The organism is Streptomyces kronopolitis (genome assembly GCF_014646275.1).
GTDB classification, from domain to species: domain Bacteria; phylum Actinomycetota; class Actinomycetes; order Streptomycetales; family Streptomycetaceae; genus Streptomyces; species Streptomyces kronopolitis.
On the sequence record NZ_BMND01000012.1, the window covers coordinates 46,316 to 64,703 of the forward strand.

An 18,388-nucleotide genomic window follows, 5' to 3' on the forward strand; every position below is an offset into this window, starting at 1 on the left:
TCTCCTGCGCGGAGGAGAACGGCGGGAGCCGATACCTTCTGGTGGCAACCGGAGCCGGGCTGCTGGTCAGCGCCCGGCTCTCCTCATCACCGTGAGAAGGAAAGCTCTTGGCTCCTCACCGCCTCCGCCGCCTCATACCGGCGTCCGTCGCCCTGACGACCGTGTGCGCGGCCTTACCGACCTCGTCGGCATACGCGGCGGACACCCCGCCCACCCCTCATCTGGACTCCATCGAGCGCTCGCTGCGCGAGACCTCGCCCGGACTTGAGGGTTCGGTGTGGCAGCGCACCAACGGCAACCGGCTGGACGCCCCGGGGGACGACCCGGCCGGCTGGCTGCTGCAGACCCCCGGCTGCTGGGGCGACCCCGCCTGCAAGGACCGCGCGGGGTCCCGGCGGCTGCTCGACAAGATGACCCGCAACATCGCCGACGCCAAGCGCACGGTGGACATCTCCTCGCTGGCCCCCTTCCCCAACGGGGGGTTCGAGGACGCCATCGTCGCCGGTCTGAAGGCGTCCGTCGCGGCGGGGCACTCGCCCCGGGTACGCATCCTGGTCGGGGCCGCACCGCTCTATCACCTCAATGTGATCCCCTCCCGCTACCGCGACGAACTGCTCGGCAAGCTCGGCTCGGCGGCCGGGAAGGTCACGCTGAACGTGGCGTCGATGACCACGTCCAAGACGTCCTTCTCCTGGAACCACTCCAAGCTCCTCGTGGTCGACGGGACGACGGCCGTCACGGGCGGGATCAACGGCTGGAAGGACGACTACCTCGACACCGCCCACCCGGTGTCGGATGTGGACATGGCGCTCACCGGGCCGGCCGCCCGCTCCGCGGGGAAGTACCTCGACACGCTGTGGGGCTGGACCTGTCAGAACTCGTCCAACCCGGCCAAGGTCTGGCTCGCCACCTCGAACGGCGCCTCCTGCATGCCGTCGCTGGAGAAGGAGGAGGACTCCACCCCGGCCGCACCGGCCGGCGATGTACCGGTCCTCGCGGTGGGCGGGCTCGGCGTGGGCATCAAGGAATCCGACCCCTCCTCGGGGTACCACCCGGAGCTGCCCACGGCACCGGACACCAAGTGCACCGTGGGGCTGCACGACAACACCAACGCCGATCGCGACTACGACACGGTCAACCCCGAGGAGACCGCGCTGCGTTCGCTCATCGCGAGTGCGCGCAACCATGTCGAGATCTCGCAGCAGGACATGAACGCGACCTGTCCGCCGCTGCCGCGCTATGACATCCGGACGTACGACACGCTCGCGGCGAAGCTGGCCGCGGGGGTGAAGGTCCGCATCGTCGTCAGCGACCCCGCCAACCGCGGAGCCGTCGGCAGCGGCGGCTACTCGCAGATCAAGTCCCTGGACGAGATCAGCGACACCCTCCGCAAGCGCCTGGTGGCCCGCACCGGCGACAACGAGAAGGCGTCGCGGGCGATGTGCAGCAACCTCCAGCTCGCCTCGTTCCGCAGCTCCGACAGCCCCACCTGGGCCGACGGCAAGCCGTACGCGCTGCACCACAAGCTGGTGTCGGTGGACGACTCGGCGTTCTACATCGGGTCGAAGAACCTCTACCCGGCGTGGCTGCAGGACTTCGGCTACATCGTGGAGAGCCCGACCGCGGCGAAGCAGCTCAAGACCGAGCTGCTCGACCCGGAGTGGAAGTACTCGCAGGGTGCGGCGTCGACCCCGGCCGGGTGCTCCGGCAACGGGGCCGGCTGACCTCACGGATTCCGGGGCAGGAGCGGCCGCACCCGCTCCTGCCCGCGGTGCGAGCGCGAGGCGCGGGCGGGGCGCGAGCGCGGACTCTCCGCCCATAGCGACCCGGTTTCACACTCCCGTGACATCCGTCATAGCGCGTCCACACTCTTACTAAGCCGAGTAGTAGTGCACGCCGCGGGGACATAAGAGATTTGTCCGCCTTGGCCCCCGCATATCCCGCACCCGGCGCGGGGGTATGCGATCCGTCCGCCCTTTCCGCCCTCGTATCGCGCGCATGACGAATTCTGACGGGGCGACAGGAGAAGCCGGTGGCACCGGCGAGCGAATCAGCATGCGCACCCACCTATGACAAGGGTCGCGCAAGCCTACGAAGCGCGATAGTAGCCAGCCTTTGTTGCCTTGTGTTCACGGCTTCCCAAGAATGCGAACCGCACGGCGTCCTTGCAGTTCAGACGCGGGATTGCAGGGAGCTCGCCCGCGTCACGAAGGGCGCTCCGCAATTACCGAGTGAGGTCACGCATGACGAAACATCGCAGGACGCGGCGCTACCGGAAGGCAGCCGTCGCCGCATTCGCCGTCGGCGCCGTGGCGGTGCCCTCCGCGGCCATGGCCTGTATCAACGATCCCGGACAGGCAGGCGGTGGCCACCAGGGCCATTGGCAGAATGCGGCGTACCGCCACCACCACTGGTCCGGAGAGAGCGACGGGAGCGGAAAGCCGACCGCGGGAGCCGCGAAGGCGGCCGCCGCCTCCCCGAGCAAGAGCACCGCGAAAGCCTCCGCCTCGGCCTCCGGGGACACCGCCCAGGTCGTGAAGCTCGTCAATGACGAGCGCGGCAAGGCCGGCTGCGCACCGCTGAAGGTAAACGCCGAGCTGACCAAGGCCGCCCAGGACCACAGCAAGGACATGGCCGGCCACAAGAACATGTCCCACACGGGCTCCGACGGCTCGTCCCCCGGCGACCGGATCACCCGCGCCGGCTACAGCTGGGGCGCCTACGGCGAGAACGTCGCCTACGGCTACAGCTCCCCCGAGAGCGTGATGAAGGGCTGGATGAACAGCCCCGGCCACAAGCGCAACATCCTCGACTGCTCCTTCAAGGAGATCGGCGTCGGCCACGCACAGCCCGGCGACTACTGGACGCAGGACTTCGGCACGGCCCGATAGCGGGGGCACGGCCCGATGGCGGGCACAGCCCGATGGCGGGCACGGGACGGCCGGGACTCCCCCGGCCGTCCCGTGCCCTCCGCCGAGCAGAACCCTGGTGCAGATCCCTAGAGCAGGTCCGTGGCCGAGTCCGCGAGGCGGCGGCGGGCGGCACGGGCGGCGGGCAGGGCCGACGCCGTCGCGGCGATGAGCACGGCGACGGCGACGACCAGCAGCAGTACGGGGACGGCCGGGCGCTGGGCGATGCCGGCCCCCCAGCCGCTGGCACTTCCCTGGAGGTTGATCAGCCACTGGGAGGCGAGGACGCCCAGCCCCGTGCCGGCCAGCGCGGCGGCCAGGGTGACGAAGGCCGTGGCCGAGACGATCACGGCGGTGATCTGCCGGGGCGTCAGGCCGACCGCCCGCAGCGCGAGCAGATCGCGGCTGCGGTCGCGGACGCCGGCGCCGACCGTGGTCGCCAGTTCCGCCAGGCCGATCAGGATCAGTACGGCGATCAGGCCGACGGCGACGGCGCGGACCACCGACAGCTGGTCGGCCGGGTTGGGCGTCTGCCGTACCTCCAGCCGGCCGGCGGAGGCCTTGGTCAGGGCGTTCCGCACGGTGGCGGGGTCGGCGCCGTGGTGCAGGACCAGGTGGTAGAAGTCCGGGCGGGACGGGAGCGCCCCGGGTGTGCCGGCGCCGCTCGCGCCGTCGCGCAGGGTGTCCAGCGAGGTCGAGACGACCCGGCCGCTGTCCGCCGTCTCGATGGTGCGGCCGACGATGTGCAGCACGTACGGGCGGCCGGCAACGGTCATCCGGACCCAGTCGCCGACCCGGGCGTCCAGAAGGTCCAGCAGCCCTTGTCCGGCGACCGCTTCGTCGGGGCCGCGGGCCGCGCGCCCTTCCACGACGGCGAAGGGGTAGGGCCGGGCGTCCGTCCCCACTCCCCGCAGGGTGATCGTCCCGGTCTGTCCCGGTACCAGGGCCTGGACCTCGGAACCGGGGTAGGCGGTCAAGTCCCCCTGGTTACGCAGGAGTTGGCGCAGCTCCCGGTCGCCGAGGGCGTCGGTGCGCGCGGTGAGGGCCGCGGGCAGGCCGACGTTCTCGGGGTGTGCGGAGAAGCGGTCCAGGGTGGTCCAGGCGCCCAGTGCCACGGTGATGAGCAGCAGCGGGACGGCCAGTCGCGCCACGGCCGCCGAGGAGCGCAGCGGATGGTGGAAGGCGCCGCGCCAGCCGAGCACCAGGGCCGGCGGGACGCGCAGGCCGAGCGCCCGCCGGGTGAGGCCGGGACCGCGGGCGCCGGTGGCCGCGGCGGCCCGGGCGACGGGCACCGGCGGTACCCGGCCGGCCCGCCAGGCGGCCAGGCAGGTCGCCGAGCCGATGAAGACCACCACACCCCCGGAGATCACCAGGGTCAGCCAGGCGTGCCCGGGCAGTTGCCGCCACACGGCCATCGCCTCCCCGATCCGGCCGGGCACGAGACCGCCGAGGAGCTGGGTGACCAGGGCCCCGAGGGCGACGCCGAGCAGGGCGAAGAGGAGATGCAGGGCGAGGAACATCCGGACGACCTGGCCGGGGGTGAACCCGATGGCCTTGAGGATCGAGATGTCCCGGAGGTGCCCGCGGATCCGGGTGCTGATGGCGCCGCCCACGGCCAGCGCGGCGGCGAGCAGCGCACCCAGTCCGAATCCGCCGAGCAGCCGGCCGAGCAGCTGGTTGTCGCCCTCGGCCTCGGCCCTGGCCTGCCGCCAGGTGGAGACGTCGGTGATCTGCTCGGCGCCGAGCCGGGTGACGGCCCGCTGGACCACGTAATCGGTGTCCGCGGGGTCGGCCAGGCGCAGTCCGATGGTGCGCCCGCGCTGGTCCTGGCCCGCGGTCGAGGCCGCGAGGGTCCTGGGCAGCACCCAGGCCACGCCCGGGGACTCGCCGGCCCGGAAGCCGACCTCGGCGGTGTCGGCGACGCCCACCACGCGCAGCTGTGCCGGGAATCCGCTCAGCACCAGGGAGTCGCCGGGCTTGGCCCACATCGCGCGGGCCACCGAGCTGTCCAGGACGATGCCCTTGGCGGTGCCCGCGTCGGCCGCCGGGTCGAGCCAGCGGCCGGCCACGATCCGGGGCGCCGCAGTGGTGGGCTTCCGGTCGGTGCCGCGCAGCTCCAGCGTCGCCCTGGCGCCGCCGGGCTGCAGGCTCGCGGTGCTGCGGACCGTGCGGAAGGGTCCGGAGGTGGCGCGGACCTCGTCGAGGCCGGCGAGCGATCCGGCCGGGGCGCCGGCACGGGTGTGGATCCAGACGTGGGCGCCGGAGGACTGGGTGAAGACCCGCTGCCAGGGGTCGGTGGCGTAGGCGAACAGGGCGGTGGCCAGCAGCAGCGAGATGGTGATCCCGGCGGTGGCCAGCACGATGAGTACCGCCGCGGGGCGGTGTGCGCGCAGATGCGCCTGGGTCCAGCGGGCCGCCGCTCGCACGCCGGTCAGCCCTTGAGCTTGAGGACGTCGGCGACCCCGGCCCCGGGGCGCTGCGTGCCGCCGCCGAGGTGCGCGTCGTCGACCACCCGGCCGTCGAAGAAGCTGATCACGCGGTCCGCGGCGCTGGCCATCCGGGCGTCGTGGGTGACCAGCACGATGGTCTGGCCGCGCCGGTGGAAGCGGGCGAGCAGCCGCAGCACCTCCCTGGTGCCCTTGCTGTCGAGGCTGCCGGCGGGTTCGTCGGCGAGCAGCAGGCTGGGGGTGTTGACCAGGGCGCGGGCCAGGGCGACGCGCTGCTGCTCACCGCCGGACAGCTCGCCCGGTGTGCTGTTCTCCTTGCCGGTCAGGCCCAGCTCGTCGAGCAGCTCGCCGCGGGCGGCCCGGGCCTGCCGGGGGGACCGGCCGGCCAGCAGGGCGGGGAGTTCGACGTTGTCGGCGACGGAGAGGTTGGAGACCAGGTTGAAGAACTGGAAGACGATCCCGATGTGGTTGCGGCGCAGTTCGGCCCAGCGGGCCTCGCGGTAGCCGTCGACCTGCCGTCCGTCGAGCCACAGGGAGCCGCTGTCGGGGCGGTCCAGGCCGCCGAGGAGGTGGAGGAGGGTGGATTTGCCGGCTCCCGAGGGGCCGGTGACGGCGACGAATTCGCCGGGTTCGACGGTCAGGTCGACGCCCCGTACGGCGTGGACGGGCGCGGCGCCCTCCGGCCGGTAGGTCTTGACCAGGCCGGCTGCCCGGACTATCGGGCCGGACGCCTCGTCCCGGTTCATTCCCACTCCTCTTGACAGCGCTCCAGCCAGTCGAGATCCGCCTGGAGATGCAGCATCGCGCCTTCTATCAGCAGCTGCGCGACCCGGTTGTCCCGGTCCTCGCCGGCGGCGAGCTTCGAGAGGTCACGCATGGTGTTGAGGTAGTGGCGGCGCTGTTTGTTGATCAGGGCGATGCGGTGGGCGGCCCCGGTGTGGGGGGCCAGGGCGAGCTTCATGAAGAACTCGTCCCGTACCCGCGGTTCGGCGGTGGACTCCTCGAACCAGGCGTCGACCGTCTCGCGTCCCGCCGCGGTGATCCGGTAGATGCGCTTGTTCGGACGGTCCGACTGCTCGACGTCCTCTCCCTCGATCAGGCCCGCCTTCTCCAGCCTGCCGAGAGTGACGTAGATCTGGCCGACGTTCGGCTGAGGGTATGCCGCGCCCAGGAGGTTCTCAAGGGCTTGCTTGAGTTCGTAGCCGTGGGCGGGTCCGCCGACCAGCAGAGCCAGGAGTGGCAGCCGCACGCTCTCGCTCTCCCTCCCCGCCCTACTTGCCTGTCATCTGGGCTCGTCCGGCTGTGAGCCGGGTCGCTTTCGCATCTTCCTGCGGCATCTAGTATCCCGCATGGCTAACAGGTATACATGGGGCGGGCTGTCGGCCCGTGTCCCGTCGACGCCTGGTGGAGGAGGAGCCCATGCGGTGGAAGCATGCCGCGGGACGGGCCCTGCTGGTCTGCTGCCTGTTGTTCGCGGGCAGTGCCGGCGCCCGGGCCGGCGAGCCGGGCGACGGCTCGGACGGGCGCGGCCCCCTCACCCTGGTGACGGGCGGAGACCTCACGGGCTATCTGCGCGGTGTCCTGCGCGGCTGGAACGACCGGCATCCGCACGAGAAGGTGACCCTGGTCGAACTGCCGGACGCGGCCGACGAGGTGCGCGCCCAGATGGTCACCGAGCTGCGCTCCCGCAGTGACCGCTTCGACGTGCTCAACATCGATGTGGCCTGGACGTCGGAGTTCGCGGCCGCGGGCTGGATCAAGCCGGTGGACGGCACGCGGTTCCCAATGCAGCACTTCCTTCCTCCCGTCGTGGACACCGCCACCTTCCGCGGCCGGCTCTACGCGGTCCCGTACGTGACGAACGCGGGGCTGCTCTACTACCGCAAGGACGTGCTCGACCGTGCGGGGGCGCGGCCGCCGCGCACCTGGGCCGAGTTGGAGCAGCTGGCGAAGACGGTCGCGCCCGAGTACGGGCTGGACGGCTATGCGGGGCAGTTCCTGCCGTACGAGGGGCTGACCGCCAATGTCACCGAGGCCGTCCAGTCGGCGGGCGGCACGGTGCTCGCGGGCGAGGGCTCGCGGGTGACGGTGGACTCCCCCGCGGCCCGCCGGGGCCTGTCGTTCCTGCTGGACGGGGTGCGCGAGGGCTGGATTCCGCGGCGGGCGCTGTCCTTCAAGGAGGAGGAGTCCCGCCAGGCCTTCCAGGACGGCCGACTGCTGTTCCTGCGGAACTGGCCGTACGCGTACGCACTGGGCAACGCCCCGTCCTCGAAGGTGGCGGGGAAGTTCGGCGCGGTGCCGCTGCCGGGTCCCGACGGGCCGGGCTCCAGCGTGCTGGGCGGCTCCAACCTGGCCATCAATGCGCACTCCCGGCATCAGCGGACGGCCGCGGACCTGATCTCGTATCTGACGTCCGAGCCCGTCCAGCGCCGGGTGCTCACCAAGGGCGCGCTGCCGCCGGTGTGGGCCGGTCTGTACACGGACCCGGCGCTGGTGCGGCGCTTCCCGTATCTGCCGACGCTCCGGCGCGCGGTGCTGGCGGCCAAGCCGCGGCTGAAGAGCCCGCAGTACGACCAGGTGAGCCTGGCGGTGCAGGCCGTCATGCACGAGGCGCTGCTGCACCACCGGAGCACCTCGGCCACCGTCGCGCGGCTGACGCGCGAGCTGGGCGCCCTCGTCCACCGCGGCTGATCTCTTCACGTCGCGTCCGGCCACGGCCACCTCACTCATACTTACTTGTTAGGTACAGCCTGCCGTTCCAATATCCCATAAATCGGGGCATCTCGCAGCGAGTTTCGACCATTTCGTTGACATCGAAAAGTCATCCCTACTTAACATGCATGCATAACAGCGATCGCAGCCGCACGGCATGCCCAGGCAAGAACGGGATCACGGCAGATGCTCATAGCCACGGCAGGGAACGGCTCCTCGGCCGACTCCGCGCCCTCCCCCTCGCTCCCCGGTCCGGCTTCCACCGCGCCCTCGGCCGTCCCCGCGCCGCGGTCCGGGGAAGCCGCCCGGCACTGGTGGCGCGACGCGGTGATCTACCAGGTCTACGTCCGCAGCTTCCTGGACACCACCGGCGACGGGATCGGCGATCTGGCCGGTGTGCGCACGGGACTGCCGTATCTCAAGAAGCTCGGCGTGGACGGCATCTGGCTCAGCCCATTCTACCCCTCCCCGCAGCACGACCACGGCTACGACGTCGCCGACTACCGCGATGTCGACCCCGTCTACGGCGACCTCGCCGAGTTCGACCGCCTGGTGGCCGACGCCCACCGGCTGGGCCTGAAGGTGCTCCTGGACATCGTCCCCAACCACTGCTCCAGCGAGCACCCGTGGTTCCGCGCCGCCCTCAAGGACGGCCCCGGCAGCCCGGCGCGGTCGCTGTTCCACTTCGCCGACGGGCGCGGGCCGGACGGGGAGCTGCCGCCCAACAACTGGCGGGCGATGTTCGGCGGCCCCGCCTGGTCCCGCGTCGAGGAGGAGGGGGCCGCGGCGGGCCAGTGGTACCTCCACATGTTCACGCCCGAGCAGCCCGATCTGAACTGGCGCAACCCGGCCGTGGCCGCCGACTTCGAGGACGTGCTGCGCTTCTGGCTGGACCGCGGCGTCGACGGCTTCCGGATCGACGTGGCCGCCGGGCTGTTCAAGCACCCCGAGCTGCCCGACTCCCCCGACCCGGCGGCCGATGAGCGCACCCGCGACTCGGTCAACCCGCTGGCCTGGAACCAGCCCGAGGTCCACGGGGTGTGGCGGGAGTGGCGCGCGCTGTGCGAGGAGTACACGGCCCGCGACGGCCGCGACCGGCTGCTGGTCGGCGAGGTGTCCGTACGGACCCCGGCCGAACAGGCCGCGTACGTCCGGCCCGACGAACTCCACCAGGCGTTCTTCTTCCATCTGCTGACCGCGCGCTGGGACGTGGCCACCTTCCGCCGGGTGATCAGCGAGGCACTGACCGACATCGCGGACACCGGCTCCACGGTCACCTGGGTGCTCAACAACCACGACCAGGTCCGGACCGTCACCCGCTACGCGACCGACCCCGGCCACACCACCGAGGGCCTGGGCAGCGGACTGGGCCCGGCCCGTGCCCGGGCCGCCGCCCTGCTCATGCTGGCGCTGCCCGGCGCGGCCTACGTCTACCAGGGCGAGGAGCTGGGCCTGCCGGAGGTCGTCGACCTGCCGGACGAGGCCCTCACCGACCCGATCTTCCACCGCACCGGCAGCCGGGAGCACATCCGCGACGGCTGCCGGGTGCCACTGCCGTGGTCGGGCCTGGCCTCACCGTTCGGCTTCACCAGCGGTACGGACGCGGCCCGGCCATGGCTGCCGCAGCCCGACTGGTTCGCCGAGCACGCCACCGACCGGGCGCTGGCCGACACCCGCTCGTTCTGGCACCTCTACCGCGAGGGACTGCACCTGCGCCGCAGCCTCCCCCAGCTCGGCGAGGGCACCCTGCGCTGGCTGGACTCCCCGCCCCAGGTGTTGGCGTTCGTCCGCGGCGACGGCCTGGTCTGCGCCGTCAACTTCGGCACCGAGCCGGTCGCCGCCCCCGCACCGGGACTCCCCCTGCTCGCGAGCGGCGACTGCCCGGCGGGCACGCTCCCCGGTTCCACCGCCGCCTGGTGGATGCACGCTCCCGACGCCCGATAGCCCCACCCCCACCCCTCCCCCGACCTCCGCAGTCCTCCCGAAGGGAACACCCACCATGAGACGACCCGCAGTACGACACACCCGTGCCGCCCTCTCCGGCGCGGCCGTGCTGGGCCTGGCCCTCTCCGCGACCGCGTGCGGCGGCGGCGCGTCCGCCGGGGGCGGCAAGCAGGAACTCAGCGGCCAGAACGTGACCGTGGCCGGCGTCTGGACCGGCGTGGAGCAGCAGAACTTCAAGAAGGTGCTGGACGCGTTCTCCCGCAAGACCGGCGCGAAGGTGAGCTTCTCCTCCACCGGCGACAACGTCTCCACGGTCATCGGCAGCCAGGTCGAGGGCGGCAACGCCCCGGACGTGGTGATGGTCCCGCAGGTCGGCGTGCTCCAGCAGTTCGCCAAGAAGGGCTGGCTGACCCCCCTGTCCCCGGCGGTCGCCGCCGCGGCCCAGAAGAACTACGCGCAGGTGTGGAAGGACTACGGCACGGTCGGCAAGACCTACTACGGCCTGTACTTCAAGGCCTCGCACAAGTCGACGGTCTGGTACAGCCCGGAGGCCTACGCGCAGGCCGGGGTCAAGCCCGCGAAGACCTACGACGAGATGCTGAAGTCCGGCCGCACGCTCTCCGACTCGGGCGTCCCCGCGTTCGCCGTCGCGGGTGAGGCCGGCTGGCCGCTCACCGACTGGTTCGAGAACATCTACCTCTCCCAGGCCGGCCAGGACAAGTACGACAAGCTCGCCGCCCACCAGATCCCGTGGACGGACCCCAGCGTGGTCAAGGCGCTCACCGCGCTCGGCAAGCTGTTCGGCGACAAGAACCTGGTGGCCGGCGGCGGATCGGGCGCGCTGCGCACCGACTTCCCCGAGTCCGTCCAGCAGGTCTTCGGCCCGGACCCGAAGGCCGCCTCGGTCTACGAGGGTGACTTCGTCAGCGCCCTGGTCACCGACGAGCTCCACAAACAGGTCGGCAAGGACGCCAAGTTCTACCCCTTCCCCGCGGTCGGCGGCGGCAAGGCGCCGGTGGTCAGCGGCGGTGACGCCGCCGTGGTGCTGAAGGCAGGAAAGAACAAGAAGGCCGCCATGGAACTGGTGAAGTACCTGGCGAGCCCGGAGGCGGCCGGCGTCTGGGCCAAGGCCGGCGGCTACATCTCGCCCAACAAGAAGGTCCCGGCGAGCGCGTACCACGACGAGGTCACCCGCAAGGCCGCGCAGTCGCTGACCGACGCCGGGAACTCGGTGCGCTTCGACATGTCGGATCAGGCCCCCGCTGCCTTCGGCGGCACCCAGGGAGCCGGCGAGTGGAAGCTGCTGCAGGACTTCCTGCGCGACCCCTCCGACCCCGCGGCCACCGCCCGCAAGCTCGAGGCCGCCGCGGCCAAGGCGTACGGAAAGTAAGGACCGAGGCCCGATCGATGCCTGTCACCTCTCCCGCGGTGCCGCCCGCCCCGGCGCGCGGCACCGCGTCCCTCCCCCCGTGCGGCACACCCGGCAAGCCCGGTGCCGCCGTGCGGCAGGCCGTCCGGCGCCGGCGGCGGATCGCCGTGCTCTTCCTGCTCCCGGCGCTGGTGCTGCTGGGTGCCCTCGTCGCCTACCCCATCGTGTTCTCGGTCGTCCGCAGCATGTACGACGCCTCCGGTGACACCTTCGTCGGGGCGGACAACTACACCGCGATGTTCCAGGACCCGGCCACCCTCCGGGCCATCCGCAACAGTGCGATCTGGGTCGTCTTCGCCCCCGCGCTGCTGACCGGGCTCGGCCTGGTGCTCGCCGTGCTGACCGAGAAGATCCGCTGGCGGACGGCGTTCAAGCTGCTGATGTTCATGCCGATGGCGATCTCCTTCCTCGCCGCGGGCATCATCTTCCGGCTCACCTACGAGCAGGATCCGCAGCGCGGCGTGCTCAACGCGGTCGCCGTCGGCGTCCACGACCGGTTCCAGGGGGAGTCCGCCTCCTTCCCGACCGCCAAGGCACGCCTGGGCAACAGGCAGCTCACCAAGGGCCACGACGGTTCCTACCGCACGGCGCACCGCGCGAGCCCGGGACACACCGCCGACCTCGGCCTGGTCGGCGTCGCCCCCAAGGACATGCCGCGCCAGGCACGCCCCGCCGCGCCGGCCGCCAAGTCCCCTGCCGCACCGGGTGAGTTGCGCGGCGTGGTCTACCTCGACTTCACCCCCGGCGGGCACGGCACCCCCGGCGCCGTGGACCGCGGTGAGCGCGGGCTGCCGAAGCTCTCCGTCGAGGCTCTCGACGCCCATGGCAAGGTGGCGGCCACGGCCACCACCGGCCCGGACGGCTCCTACCGGCTGCCGCACCTGGCCCCGGGGTCCTACACCGTGCACCTCCCCGCCAAGGACTTCGCCGCTCCCTACGGCGGAATCTCCTGGCTCGGCCCGGCGCTCATCACCCCCGCCATCATCGGCGCCTACATGTGGATCTGGACCGGCTTCGCCCTCGTCCTGATCGGCGCGGGGCTCTCCTCGATGCCCCGGGACGTGCTCGAGGCCGCCCGGATGGACGGCGCGGGCGAGTGGCAGGTCTTCCGCCGGATCACCGTGCCGCTGCTGAGCCCCGTCCTGGGGGTGGTGTTCGTGACGATGGTGATCAACGTGATGAAGGTCTTCGACCTCGTCTACATCATCGCTCCCGGCCCCGTGCAGCAGGACGCCAACGTCCTGGCCCTGCAGATGTGGCTGGTCTCCTTCGGCGGCGGCAACAACCAGGGGCTCGGCAGCGCCCTCGGGGTCCTGCTGCTCCTGCTGGTGCTCCCGGCCATGGCCCTCAACATCCGACGCTTCCGCAGGAGCCAGTCATGACCACCGCTCAGGGAACCGCCGCGCCCCGCAAGCGGGTGGCCGCACGGCCGGCGAAGTGGCTCAGCCGCGGCGTGATCCAGCTGTTCCTGCTGGTCATCGGTCTGATTTGGCTCACCCCCGCGGCCGGGCTCTTCCTCTCGTCCCTGCGGACGGAGGAGGCCAACGCCGGCAGCGGCTGGTGGACCGCGTTCACCTCGCCCGGGCAGCTCTCGCTGGACAACTACGCGGCGCTGCTGAAGGACTCGGGCATCGTCCAGGCGTTCTGGAACACCGTGCTGATCTCGGTGCCCACCACCCTGGCCGTCGTGGTGATCGCCGCGCTGGCCGGGTACGCCTTCGCCTGGATGGACTTCCCCGGCCGCGACTGGATCTTCCTGGTGGTGGTCGCCATGCTGGTGGTGCCGGTGCAGATCGGCCTGCTGCCGGTGGCCAAGCTGTTCGGCGCGCTCGGGCTGTTCGGCTCCATCCCCGGCGTCGTGCTGTTCCACACCGCCTACGGGCTGCCGTTCGCCATCTTCCTGCTGCGCAACTACTTCGCGGAGATCCCCAAGGAGATGCTGGAGGCCGCCCGGATGGACGGCGGCGGCGAGTGGCGGATCTTCTCCCAGCTGGTCCTGCCGCTGGGCCGCCCCGCGATCGCGAGCCTGGCCATCTTCCAGTTCCTGTGGGTGTGGAACGACATGCTGGTCGCCCTGCTCTTCGCCGACAACGCCTCGCAGCCGCTGACGGTGGCCCTCCAGTCGCAGATGCGGCAGTTCGGCAGCAACATCGGGGTGCTGGCGCCCGGCGCCTTCCTGTCCCTGATCGTGCCGCTGATCGTGTTCTTCGCCTTCCAGCGGCACTTCGTGCAGGGCATCATGGCCGGTTCGGTCAAGTAGCGGCCCCGGCCGCCGATCCGGCCGGGCGCTCCTGGACACCGCGTGCGGACGGCATCCGGGAGCGCGCGGCCCGGGGCCATATATCGCTCGCCCCGCGGCCGGGAGCCGGTTACGTTGGCGCGATGTCCGAACTGCGTACCGAGCGACTGACCCTCCGGGAATGGCGGGCGTCCGACCTCGGGCCCTGGGCGGCGATGAACGCCGACCCCGAGGTCCGGGCCCATTTCCCCGAGGTGCTCACCCGCGAGCGGAGCGAGGCGTCCGCCGCCGCCTTCCAGGCCGATCTCGCACGGCGCGGCTGGGGGTGGTGGGCCGTCGAGGTGCGTGCGACCGGGGAGTTCATCGGCATGGCCGGGCTGGATCCGGTGAACGACGGCATGCCGTTCACGGGGGTGGAGGCCGGCTGGCGGCTGCAGCGTTCGGCCTGGGGGCACGGCTACGCCACCGAGGCCGGCCGCGCCGTCCTGGACTACGGCTTCGCCACCCTCCGGCTGCCGCAGATCCTCGCCGTGACCACCGCCACCAACCTCCGCTCCCAGGCGGTGATGCGCCGCCTGGGGATGACCCGCGATCCGGCCGATGACTTCGACGATCCCGAGGCCGCCGACGGCCCGCGGCGCCCGAGTGTGGTGTACCGGATCTCCGCCGCGGCTCACCAGAGCAACACCCCGACGCCGAACAGGAGTTAGGGAGTAGCTGAGGGGCACCGCAGGTCGTCGTGCGGCGCCCCTCGGCCCGTAGGTCACCGGTCGGACGCCCCGGTCCCCGGCTCCGACAGCTCCGACAGTGCCGCGGGCAACGGCTCGGTGTGGAGCACGCCCAGCCGCTGGGTCGCCCGGGTAAGCGCGACATAGAGGTCGCTGGCCCCGAACTCCGCCGGTTCCACCACCAGCACGGTGTCGAACTCCAGCCCCTTGGCCTGGCGCGGGTCGATCACCACCACCGGGCTGGTCAGGTCCGGGGCGGCCCCGGCGGAGGCGTCCGGGAGGGCCGCGGACAGGGCTGCGCAGTGGGAGTGCGGGGCGATCACCGCGAGCCGCCCCGCCTCGGACGCCTCGTGTGCGACGGCCTCGGCCACCGCACCGGCCAGGTCGTCGGTGCGCCGCGCCCAGGGACGGACGCCGGTGGACCGGATCGAGCGCGGCGGCGCGAAGGCGGGGTCCGCAGACCGGGGCACCCGCGCGGCGAGCTCCATGATCTCGGTCGGCGTACGGTAGTTGACGCCGAGTCGGACATGGTGCCAGCGGTCGCCGGCGTAGGGCGCGAGGATCGACTCCCAGGTGCCGCAGCCGCCCGGTTCGGCGGTCTGCGTCGGGTCGCCGACCAGCGTCATCGAGCGCATCGGGCAGCGGCGCATCAGCAGCCGCCAGGCCATCTCGGACAGCTCCTGCGCCTCGTCGACGATGATGTGGCCGAAGGCCCAGGTGCGGTCGGCCGCGGCGCGTTCGGCGGCGGTGCGGTGGTCGGCCTCCTCCTGCCGGTCGGCGAGCCGTTCGGCGTCCATCAGGTCGCGTGCGGCCAGTACCTCCGACTCCTCGTCGTCGCGGTCCTCGAACTCCTGGGTGCGCGAGCCGTAGGAGAGGTCGAGCACGCCCTGGGCGTAGGCGATCTGCTCCTGGCGCCGCGCCTCGGCGGCGGCGCGGGCGGCCGCGTCGTCCTCGCCGAGGAGTTCGGCGGCCTCGTCCAGCAGGGGGATGTCCGCGGGGGTCCAGCCGCCCGCGGTGCGCCGGATCGCGTCCGCGTCGGCGTCGGGGAGGTGGACGGGCTCGGCGAGGTAGTCGGCGACCAGTTGCTGCGGGGTGAGGGCCGGCCACAGCTCCTCGATGGCGCCGTGCACGTCGGGGCTGAGGGCGATGGCCTTGCCGAGCTGGGCGATGTCGTCGGGGCCCAGGAGGTTCGGCCCGCCGTAGGGGTCAGCGCCGAGGCGTTCGGTGAGCTGCGCGGTGAGCGCGTCGATGACGTGGAAGGCGAAGTGCGGGCGGGCGAGGTTGTGCGGCAGGTCCGCGGCGCGGGCGTGCCGGCGTGCCGCGCGTGCGAGGTCCGCGTCCAGGCGGAGTTCGCCGTCGTCGTGGTCGATGACGATGGCCGGGTCGGGCAGGGTCTGGCGGTCCTGTACGAAGTGCGCCAGGGCGTCCGCCATCGCCGCGCGGCCCTTGATCTCGGCGGCCTCGGCGGTCTCGGTGCCGGTGGCGGTCACGCCCGGGAAGAGTTCGGCGGGCGTGGCGAGCAGCACGCCCGTCTCGCCCAGCGAGGGCAGTACCTCTCCGATGTAGCCGAGGAAGGCCGGGTTCGGTCCGACGATCAGCACGGCGCGGCGGGCCAGTTGCTCCCGGTGCGCGTAGAGCAGGTAGGCCGCGCGGTGCAGTGCGACGACGGTCTTGCCGGTGCCGGGCCCGCCCTCCACGACGAGGATGCCGTCGTGCGGGGCGCGGATGATGGCGTCCTGCTCCGCCTGGATGGTCTGCACGATGTCGTGCATCCGCCCGGTGCGCGCCGCGTCGAGGGCGGCCAGCAGCACGGCGTCCGCGTCGCTGCCCTCGTGCCCGGTGCGGACGGCGTCGGCGAGGTCCAGGATCTCGTCGTGCAGGGCGGTGACCCTGCGGCCCTCTGTGGTGAGGTGGCGCCGGCGGCGCAGGCCCATGGGGGTGTGCCCGGTGGCGAGGTAGAACGGCCGGGCGACGTCGGCCCGCCAGTCGATGACGAGCGGGGTGCGCTCGGCGTCGTCGCGCCGGATGCCGATGCGGCCGATGTGGTGGTCGCGGCCGTCGCGGAAGAGCAGCCGGCCGAAGCAGAGGCCGTGTTCGCCGGCGTCGAACGCGGCCAGCAGTCCGGACTGTTCGGCGACCAGTACATCGCGCTCCAGGCGTGCCTGGGCGTTGTTCCCTTCCCGCGGCAGGGCTTCGGTGACCGTCGCCGCCGCCCCGGTCCGCATTTCCGCGAGGCGTGCATAGAGCAGGTCGATGAATTCCTGCTCGTGCCGCAATTCCTCGTTTGACAATTCAGCTCCGCTCGGATATGGTTCGGAATGAAGTTGGGCTCAGGTCTTGAATTCAGGCAGACACAGAAGCCCTCAATATACGCAGAGAAATACCCCGGCTGTCAATTCAGTCCGGGGTATTTCTCTTTGTGCGTCCGAGCGGTGGGCCACCGGGGACCGGGCAGGTCACCAGGCGTGGGCGACGTCCACGATCAGCTGGTGGCCGGACTGGAGCACCCGGAAGGGGAGCTTGGCGCGGAGGCCCAGGCCGACCTGGGTCTGCCCTTCGAAGCTCGCCCCGAACTTGGTGTCGGTGAATGTCCGGTATCCGCTGATGTCCACGCCCGGCAGCGACTTGCCGGCGGCCCCGGCGTAGGTCTGCTGACCGGTCGCCGGGTCATAACTGGGCGCGGAGACATAGATCTGCAAAATGGCGCCGCCCTTGACCGGGATCCGCGCGCCCGAGCCGTCCTGATGGAACGCGTCGACATAGCCGACGTGGTAGCCGAGCGGGCCAGCGGCGCCGGTGTCGAACACCATGCGGTCGTAGCACGCGTGCCGGCCGGTCCTGATGCCGGTGAGCGGCGCGGCGCCCGCGTCCGTGGCTGACTTGTCGCCGCTGCCCCAGACGGCCGAACAGGCCGCGGTCGGCGCGGCGTTGCCCACCGGACCGGTCGCGGCCTCGGCCGCGCCGGCCGTGCCCGCCACCCCGGCGCCCGCCAGCACGAGTGCGGCCGCCACTGTCCTCCACCGTCGCATGTCCTACCTCCAGAGAAGATCCGAGCACAGCATCGTGCGGTAGGACGGGCGCGGCGGTGGCGGGGTTGTACGCGGGCCGGCATGTGGCCGAAGAAGGGCCACGGTGTCGTGAAAACGGCAGGTGCGGGCGGGGTGCCCGGGCCGGTCGGGGGCGGCGGTCAGACGTCGACCACGTCCACGGGCACGCCCCTGCGCCGCAGTTCGGCCAGCTCCCCGGCCGGTGTGCCGCGGTCCGTGACGACGCGGTCGTAGTGGCCGATGTCGCCGTAGGCGTGCGTGGCGGCCTTGCCGAACTTGGTGTGGTCCACCAGCAGCAGCGAGCGCTGCGCACAGTCCAGCATGGCTTCCTTGATCTCGGCGTAGTCGCGGATCGGGTGGAAGAGCCGGCCGCCGAGCACCGACACCGCCGACATCACGGTGAGATCGGCGTGGATGCGGCCGAGGGCGCGCAGCACCTCGGGGCCGACGCAGGAGCCGAACTCCCCGCGGTAGCGGCCGCCGAGCAGCGTGACATCGGCGCCGGGCGTGTCGTCGAACAGCCGCGCCACGCCGAGGGAGTTGGTGAGCACGGTGACCGCCTCGGTCCGGGCGATGCGGGCCGCGAGCGGGAAGACCGTGGTGGAGTCGTCCAGCACCACCGTGCTGCCGGGCCGCACCTCGTCGGCCACGGCGGCGCACAGTGCCTCCTTCACCGGGAGGTTCACCCCGAGCCGGAAGCGGGTGGCGGTCTCCATGGTGAGGGTCGGGAAGGGCGCGGCCCGCCCACGTTCCTTGCGCAGCAGCCGGCGTTCGGCGAGCTGGTCCAGATCGCGGTGCATGGTCGCGAGGCTGACCCCGAAGCGTCTGGCGAGTTCGTCGATGCGCACTTCGCCGTGCTCGACGACATGGGCCAGTACGTCCTGCCGTCGCCGGTCGACCTCGGCCAGCGACGACCGTGTGGAAGCCATCGGG

Annotated in this window: 14 protein-coding genes; 8 read left to right on the forward strand and 6 right to left on the reverse strand. The window is 72.0% G+C overall.

Annotation, left to right across the window (positions count from 1 at the left end):
- Positions 1-107 precede the first annotated feature (107 nt).
- Together IEY78_RS15455 and IEY78_RS15460 are read left to right on the forward strand one after the other, a co-directional pair.
- A complete protein-coding gene (locus IEY78_RS15455; protein WP_229699966.1) occupies positions 108-1,724 on the forward strand; it encodes a phospholipase D-like domain-containing protein in 1,617 nt (538 codons plus the stop codon).
- Between the two features lie 519 nt (positions 1,725-2,243).
- Positions 2,244-2,891: a CAP domain-containing protein gene (locus IEY78_RS15460; RefSeq protein WP_189098583.1), complete on the forward strand. Its 648-nt coding sequence runs from the start codon at positions 2,244-2,246 to the stop codon at positions 2,889-2,891.
- A gap of 107 nt (positions 2,892-2,998) precedes the next feature.
- Here IEY78_RS15460 and IEY78_RS15465 read toward each other — a convergent pair whose 3' ends face one another.
- From IEY78_RS15465 to IEY78_RS15475, 3 genes are read right to left on the reverse strand one after another with little or no spacing between them, the layout of a single operon-like run.
- Complete coding sequence (locus IEY78_RS15465; protein WP_189098585.1) at positions 2,999-5,335, reverse strand: FtsX-like permease family protein; 2,337 nt, start codon at positions 5,333-5,335, stop codon at positions 2,999-3,001.
- A 5-nt stretch (positions 5,336-5,340) separates the two neighbouring features.
- Positions 5,341-6,102 (reverse strand): ABC transporter ATP-binding protein, encoded by a 762-nt coding sequence (locus IEY78_RS15470; RefSeq protein ID WP_189098587.1) that lies wholly within the window; start codon positions 6,100-6,102, stop codon positions 5,341-5,343.
- Positions 6,099-6,605, reverse strand: coding sequence for a PadR family transcriptional regulator (locus IEY78_RS15475; protein WP_189098589.1), 507 nt, complete (start codon positions 6,603-6,605; stop codon positions 6,099-6,101). Before IEY78_RS15475 ends, IEY78_RS15470 begins: the two co-directional genes overlap by 4 nt.
- A 170-nt stretch (positions 6,606-6,775) precedes the next feature.
- Here IEY78_RS15475 and IEY78_RS15480 point away from each other — a divergent pair, with 170 nt between their 5' ends.
- From IEY78_RS15480 to IEY78_RS15505, 6 genes are all read left to right on the forward strand, one after another.
- On the forward strand, positions 6,776-8,047 hold the full coding sequence (locus IEY78_RS15480) for an ABC transporter substrate-binding protein (protein ID WP_189098590.1): 1,272 nt from the start codon (positions 6,776-6,778) through the stop codon (positions 8,045-8,047).
- Between the two features lie 207 nt (positions 8,048-8,254).
- On the forward strand, positions 8,255-10,012 hold the full coding sequence (locus IEY78_RS15485) for a glycoside hydrolase family 13 protein (protein ID WP_189098591.1): 1,758 nt from the start codon (positions 8,255-8,257) through the stop codon (positions 10,010-10,012).
- A 55-nt stretch (positions 10,013-10,067) separates the two neighbouring features.
- Positions 10,068-11,402, forward strand: a complete 1,335-nt coding sequence (locus tag IEY78_RS15490) for an ABC transporter substrate-binding protein (RefSeq protein WP_189098592.1) — start codon at positions 10,068-10,070, stop codon at positions 11,400-11,402.
- A gap of 17 nt (positions 11,403-11,419) precedes the next feature.
- The gene (locus tag IEY78_RS15495; RefSeq protein ID WP_229699967.1) at positions 11,420-12,823 is read left to right on the forward strand and encodes an ABC transporter permease; all 1,404 of its coding nucleotides are present in this window, start codon (positions 11,420-11,422) and stop codon (positions 12,821-12,823) included.
- On the forward strand, positions 12,820-13,701 hold the full coding sequence (locus IEY78_RS15500; protein ID WP_229699968.1) for a carbohydrate ABC transporter permease: 882 nt from the start codon (positions 12,820-12,822) through the stop codon (positions 13,699-13,701). Before IEY78_RS15495 ends, IEY78_RS15500 begins: the two co-directional genes overlap by 4 nt.
- 122 nt (positions 13,702-13,823) lie before the next feature.
- Positions 13,824-14,390, forward strand: a complete 567-nt coding sequence (locus tag IEY78_RS15505; protein WP_189098593.1) for a GNAT family N-acetyltransferase — start codon at positions 13,824-13,826, stop codon at positions 14,388-14,390.
- Between the two features lie 53 nt (positions 14,391-14,443).
- Here the strand turns inward: IEY78_RS15505 and IEY78_RS15510 are convergent, their stop codons facing one another.
- The 3 genes from IEY78_RS15510 to IEY78_RS15520 form a co-directional block, all read right to left on the reverse strand.
- Entirely contained in the window at positions 14,444-16,684 is a 2,241-nt protein-coding gene (locus tag IEY78_RS15510; RefSeq protein WP_189098808.1) for a HelD family protein, read from the reverse strand.
- A gap of 180 nt (positions 16,685-16,864) precedes the next feature.
- Positions 16,865-17,437: an AMIN-like domain-containing (lipo)protein gene (locus IEY78_RS15515; protein ID WP_189098594.1), complete on the reverse strand. Its 573-nt coding sequence runs from the start codon at positions 17,435-17,437 to the stop codon at positions 16,865-16,867.
- A gap of 158 nt (positions 17,438-17,595) precedes the next feature.
- Entirely contained in the window at positions 17,596-18,384 is a 789-nt protein-coding gene (locus IEY78_RS15520; RefSeq protein ID WP_189098595.1) for a DeoR/GlpR family DNA-binding transcription regulator, read from the reverse strand.
- Positions 18,385-18,388 lie beyond the last annotated feature (4 nt).

Bases quoted from the DNA above. Each gene is read 5' to 3' on its own strand.
- IEY78_RS15460 (WP_189098583.1), top strand. From the start codon at position 2,244: ATGACGAAACATCGCAGGACGCGGCGCTACCGGAAGGCAGCCGTCGCC.
- IEY78_RS15470 (WP_189098587.1), bottom strand. From the start codon at position 6,102: ATGAACCGGGACGAGGCGTCCGGCCCGATAGTCCGGGCAGCCGGCCTG.
- IEY78_RS15480 (WP_189098590.1), top strand. From the start codon at position 6,776: ATGCGGTGGAAGCATGCCGCGGGACGGGCCCTGCTGGTCTGCTGCCTG.
- IEY78_RS15485 (WP_189098591.1), top strand. From the start codon at position 8,255: ATGCTCATAGCCACGGCAGGGAACGGCTCCTCGGCCGACTCCGCGCCC.
- IEY78_RS15490 (WP_189098592.1), top strand. From the start codon at position 10,068: ATGAGACGACCCGCAGTACGACACACCCGTGCCGCCCTCTCCGGCGCG.
- IEY78_RS15495 (WP_229699967.1), top strand. From the start codon at position 11,420: ATGCCTGTCACCTCTCCCGCGGTGCCGCCCGCCCCGGCGCGCGGCACC.
- IEY78_RS15500 (WP_229699968.1), top strand. From the start codon at position 12,820: ATGACCACCGCTCAGGGAACCGCCGCGCCCCGCAAGCGGGTGGCCGCA.
- IEY78_RS15505 (WP_189098593.1), top strand. From the start codon at position 13,824: ATGTCCGAACTGCGTACCGAGCGACTGACCCTCCGGGAATGGCGGGCG.
- IEY78_RS15515 (WP_189098594.1), bottom strand. From the start codon at position 17,437: ATGCGACGGTGGAGGACAGTGGCGGCCGCACTCGTGCTGGCGGGCGCC.
- IEY78_RS15520 (WP_189098595.1), bottom strand. From the start codon at position 18,384: ATGGCTTCCACACGGTCGTCGCTGGCCGAGGTCGACCGGCGACGGCAG.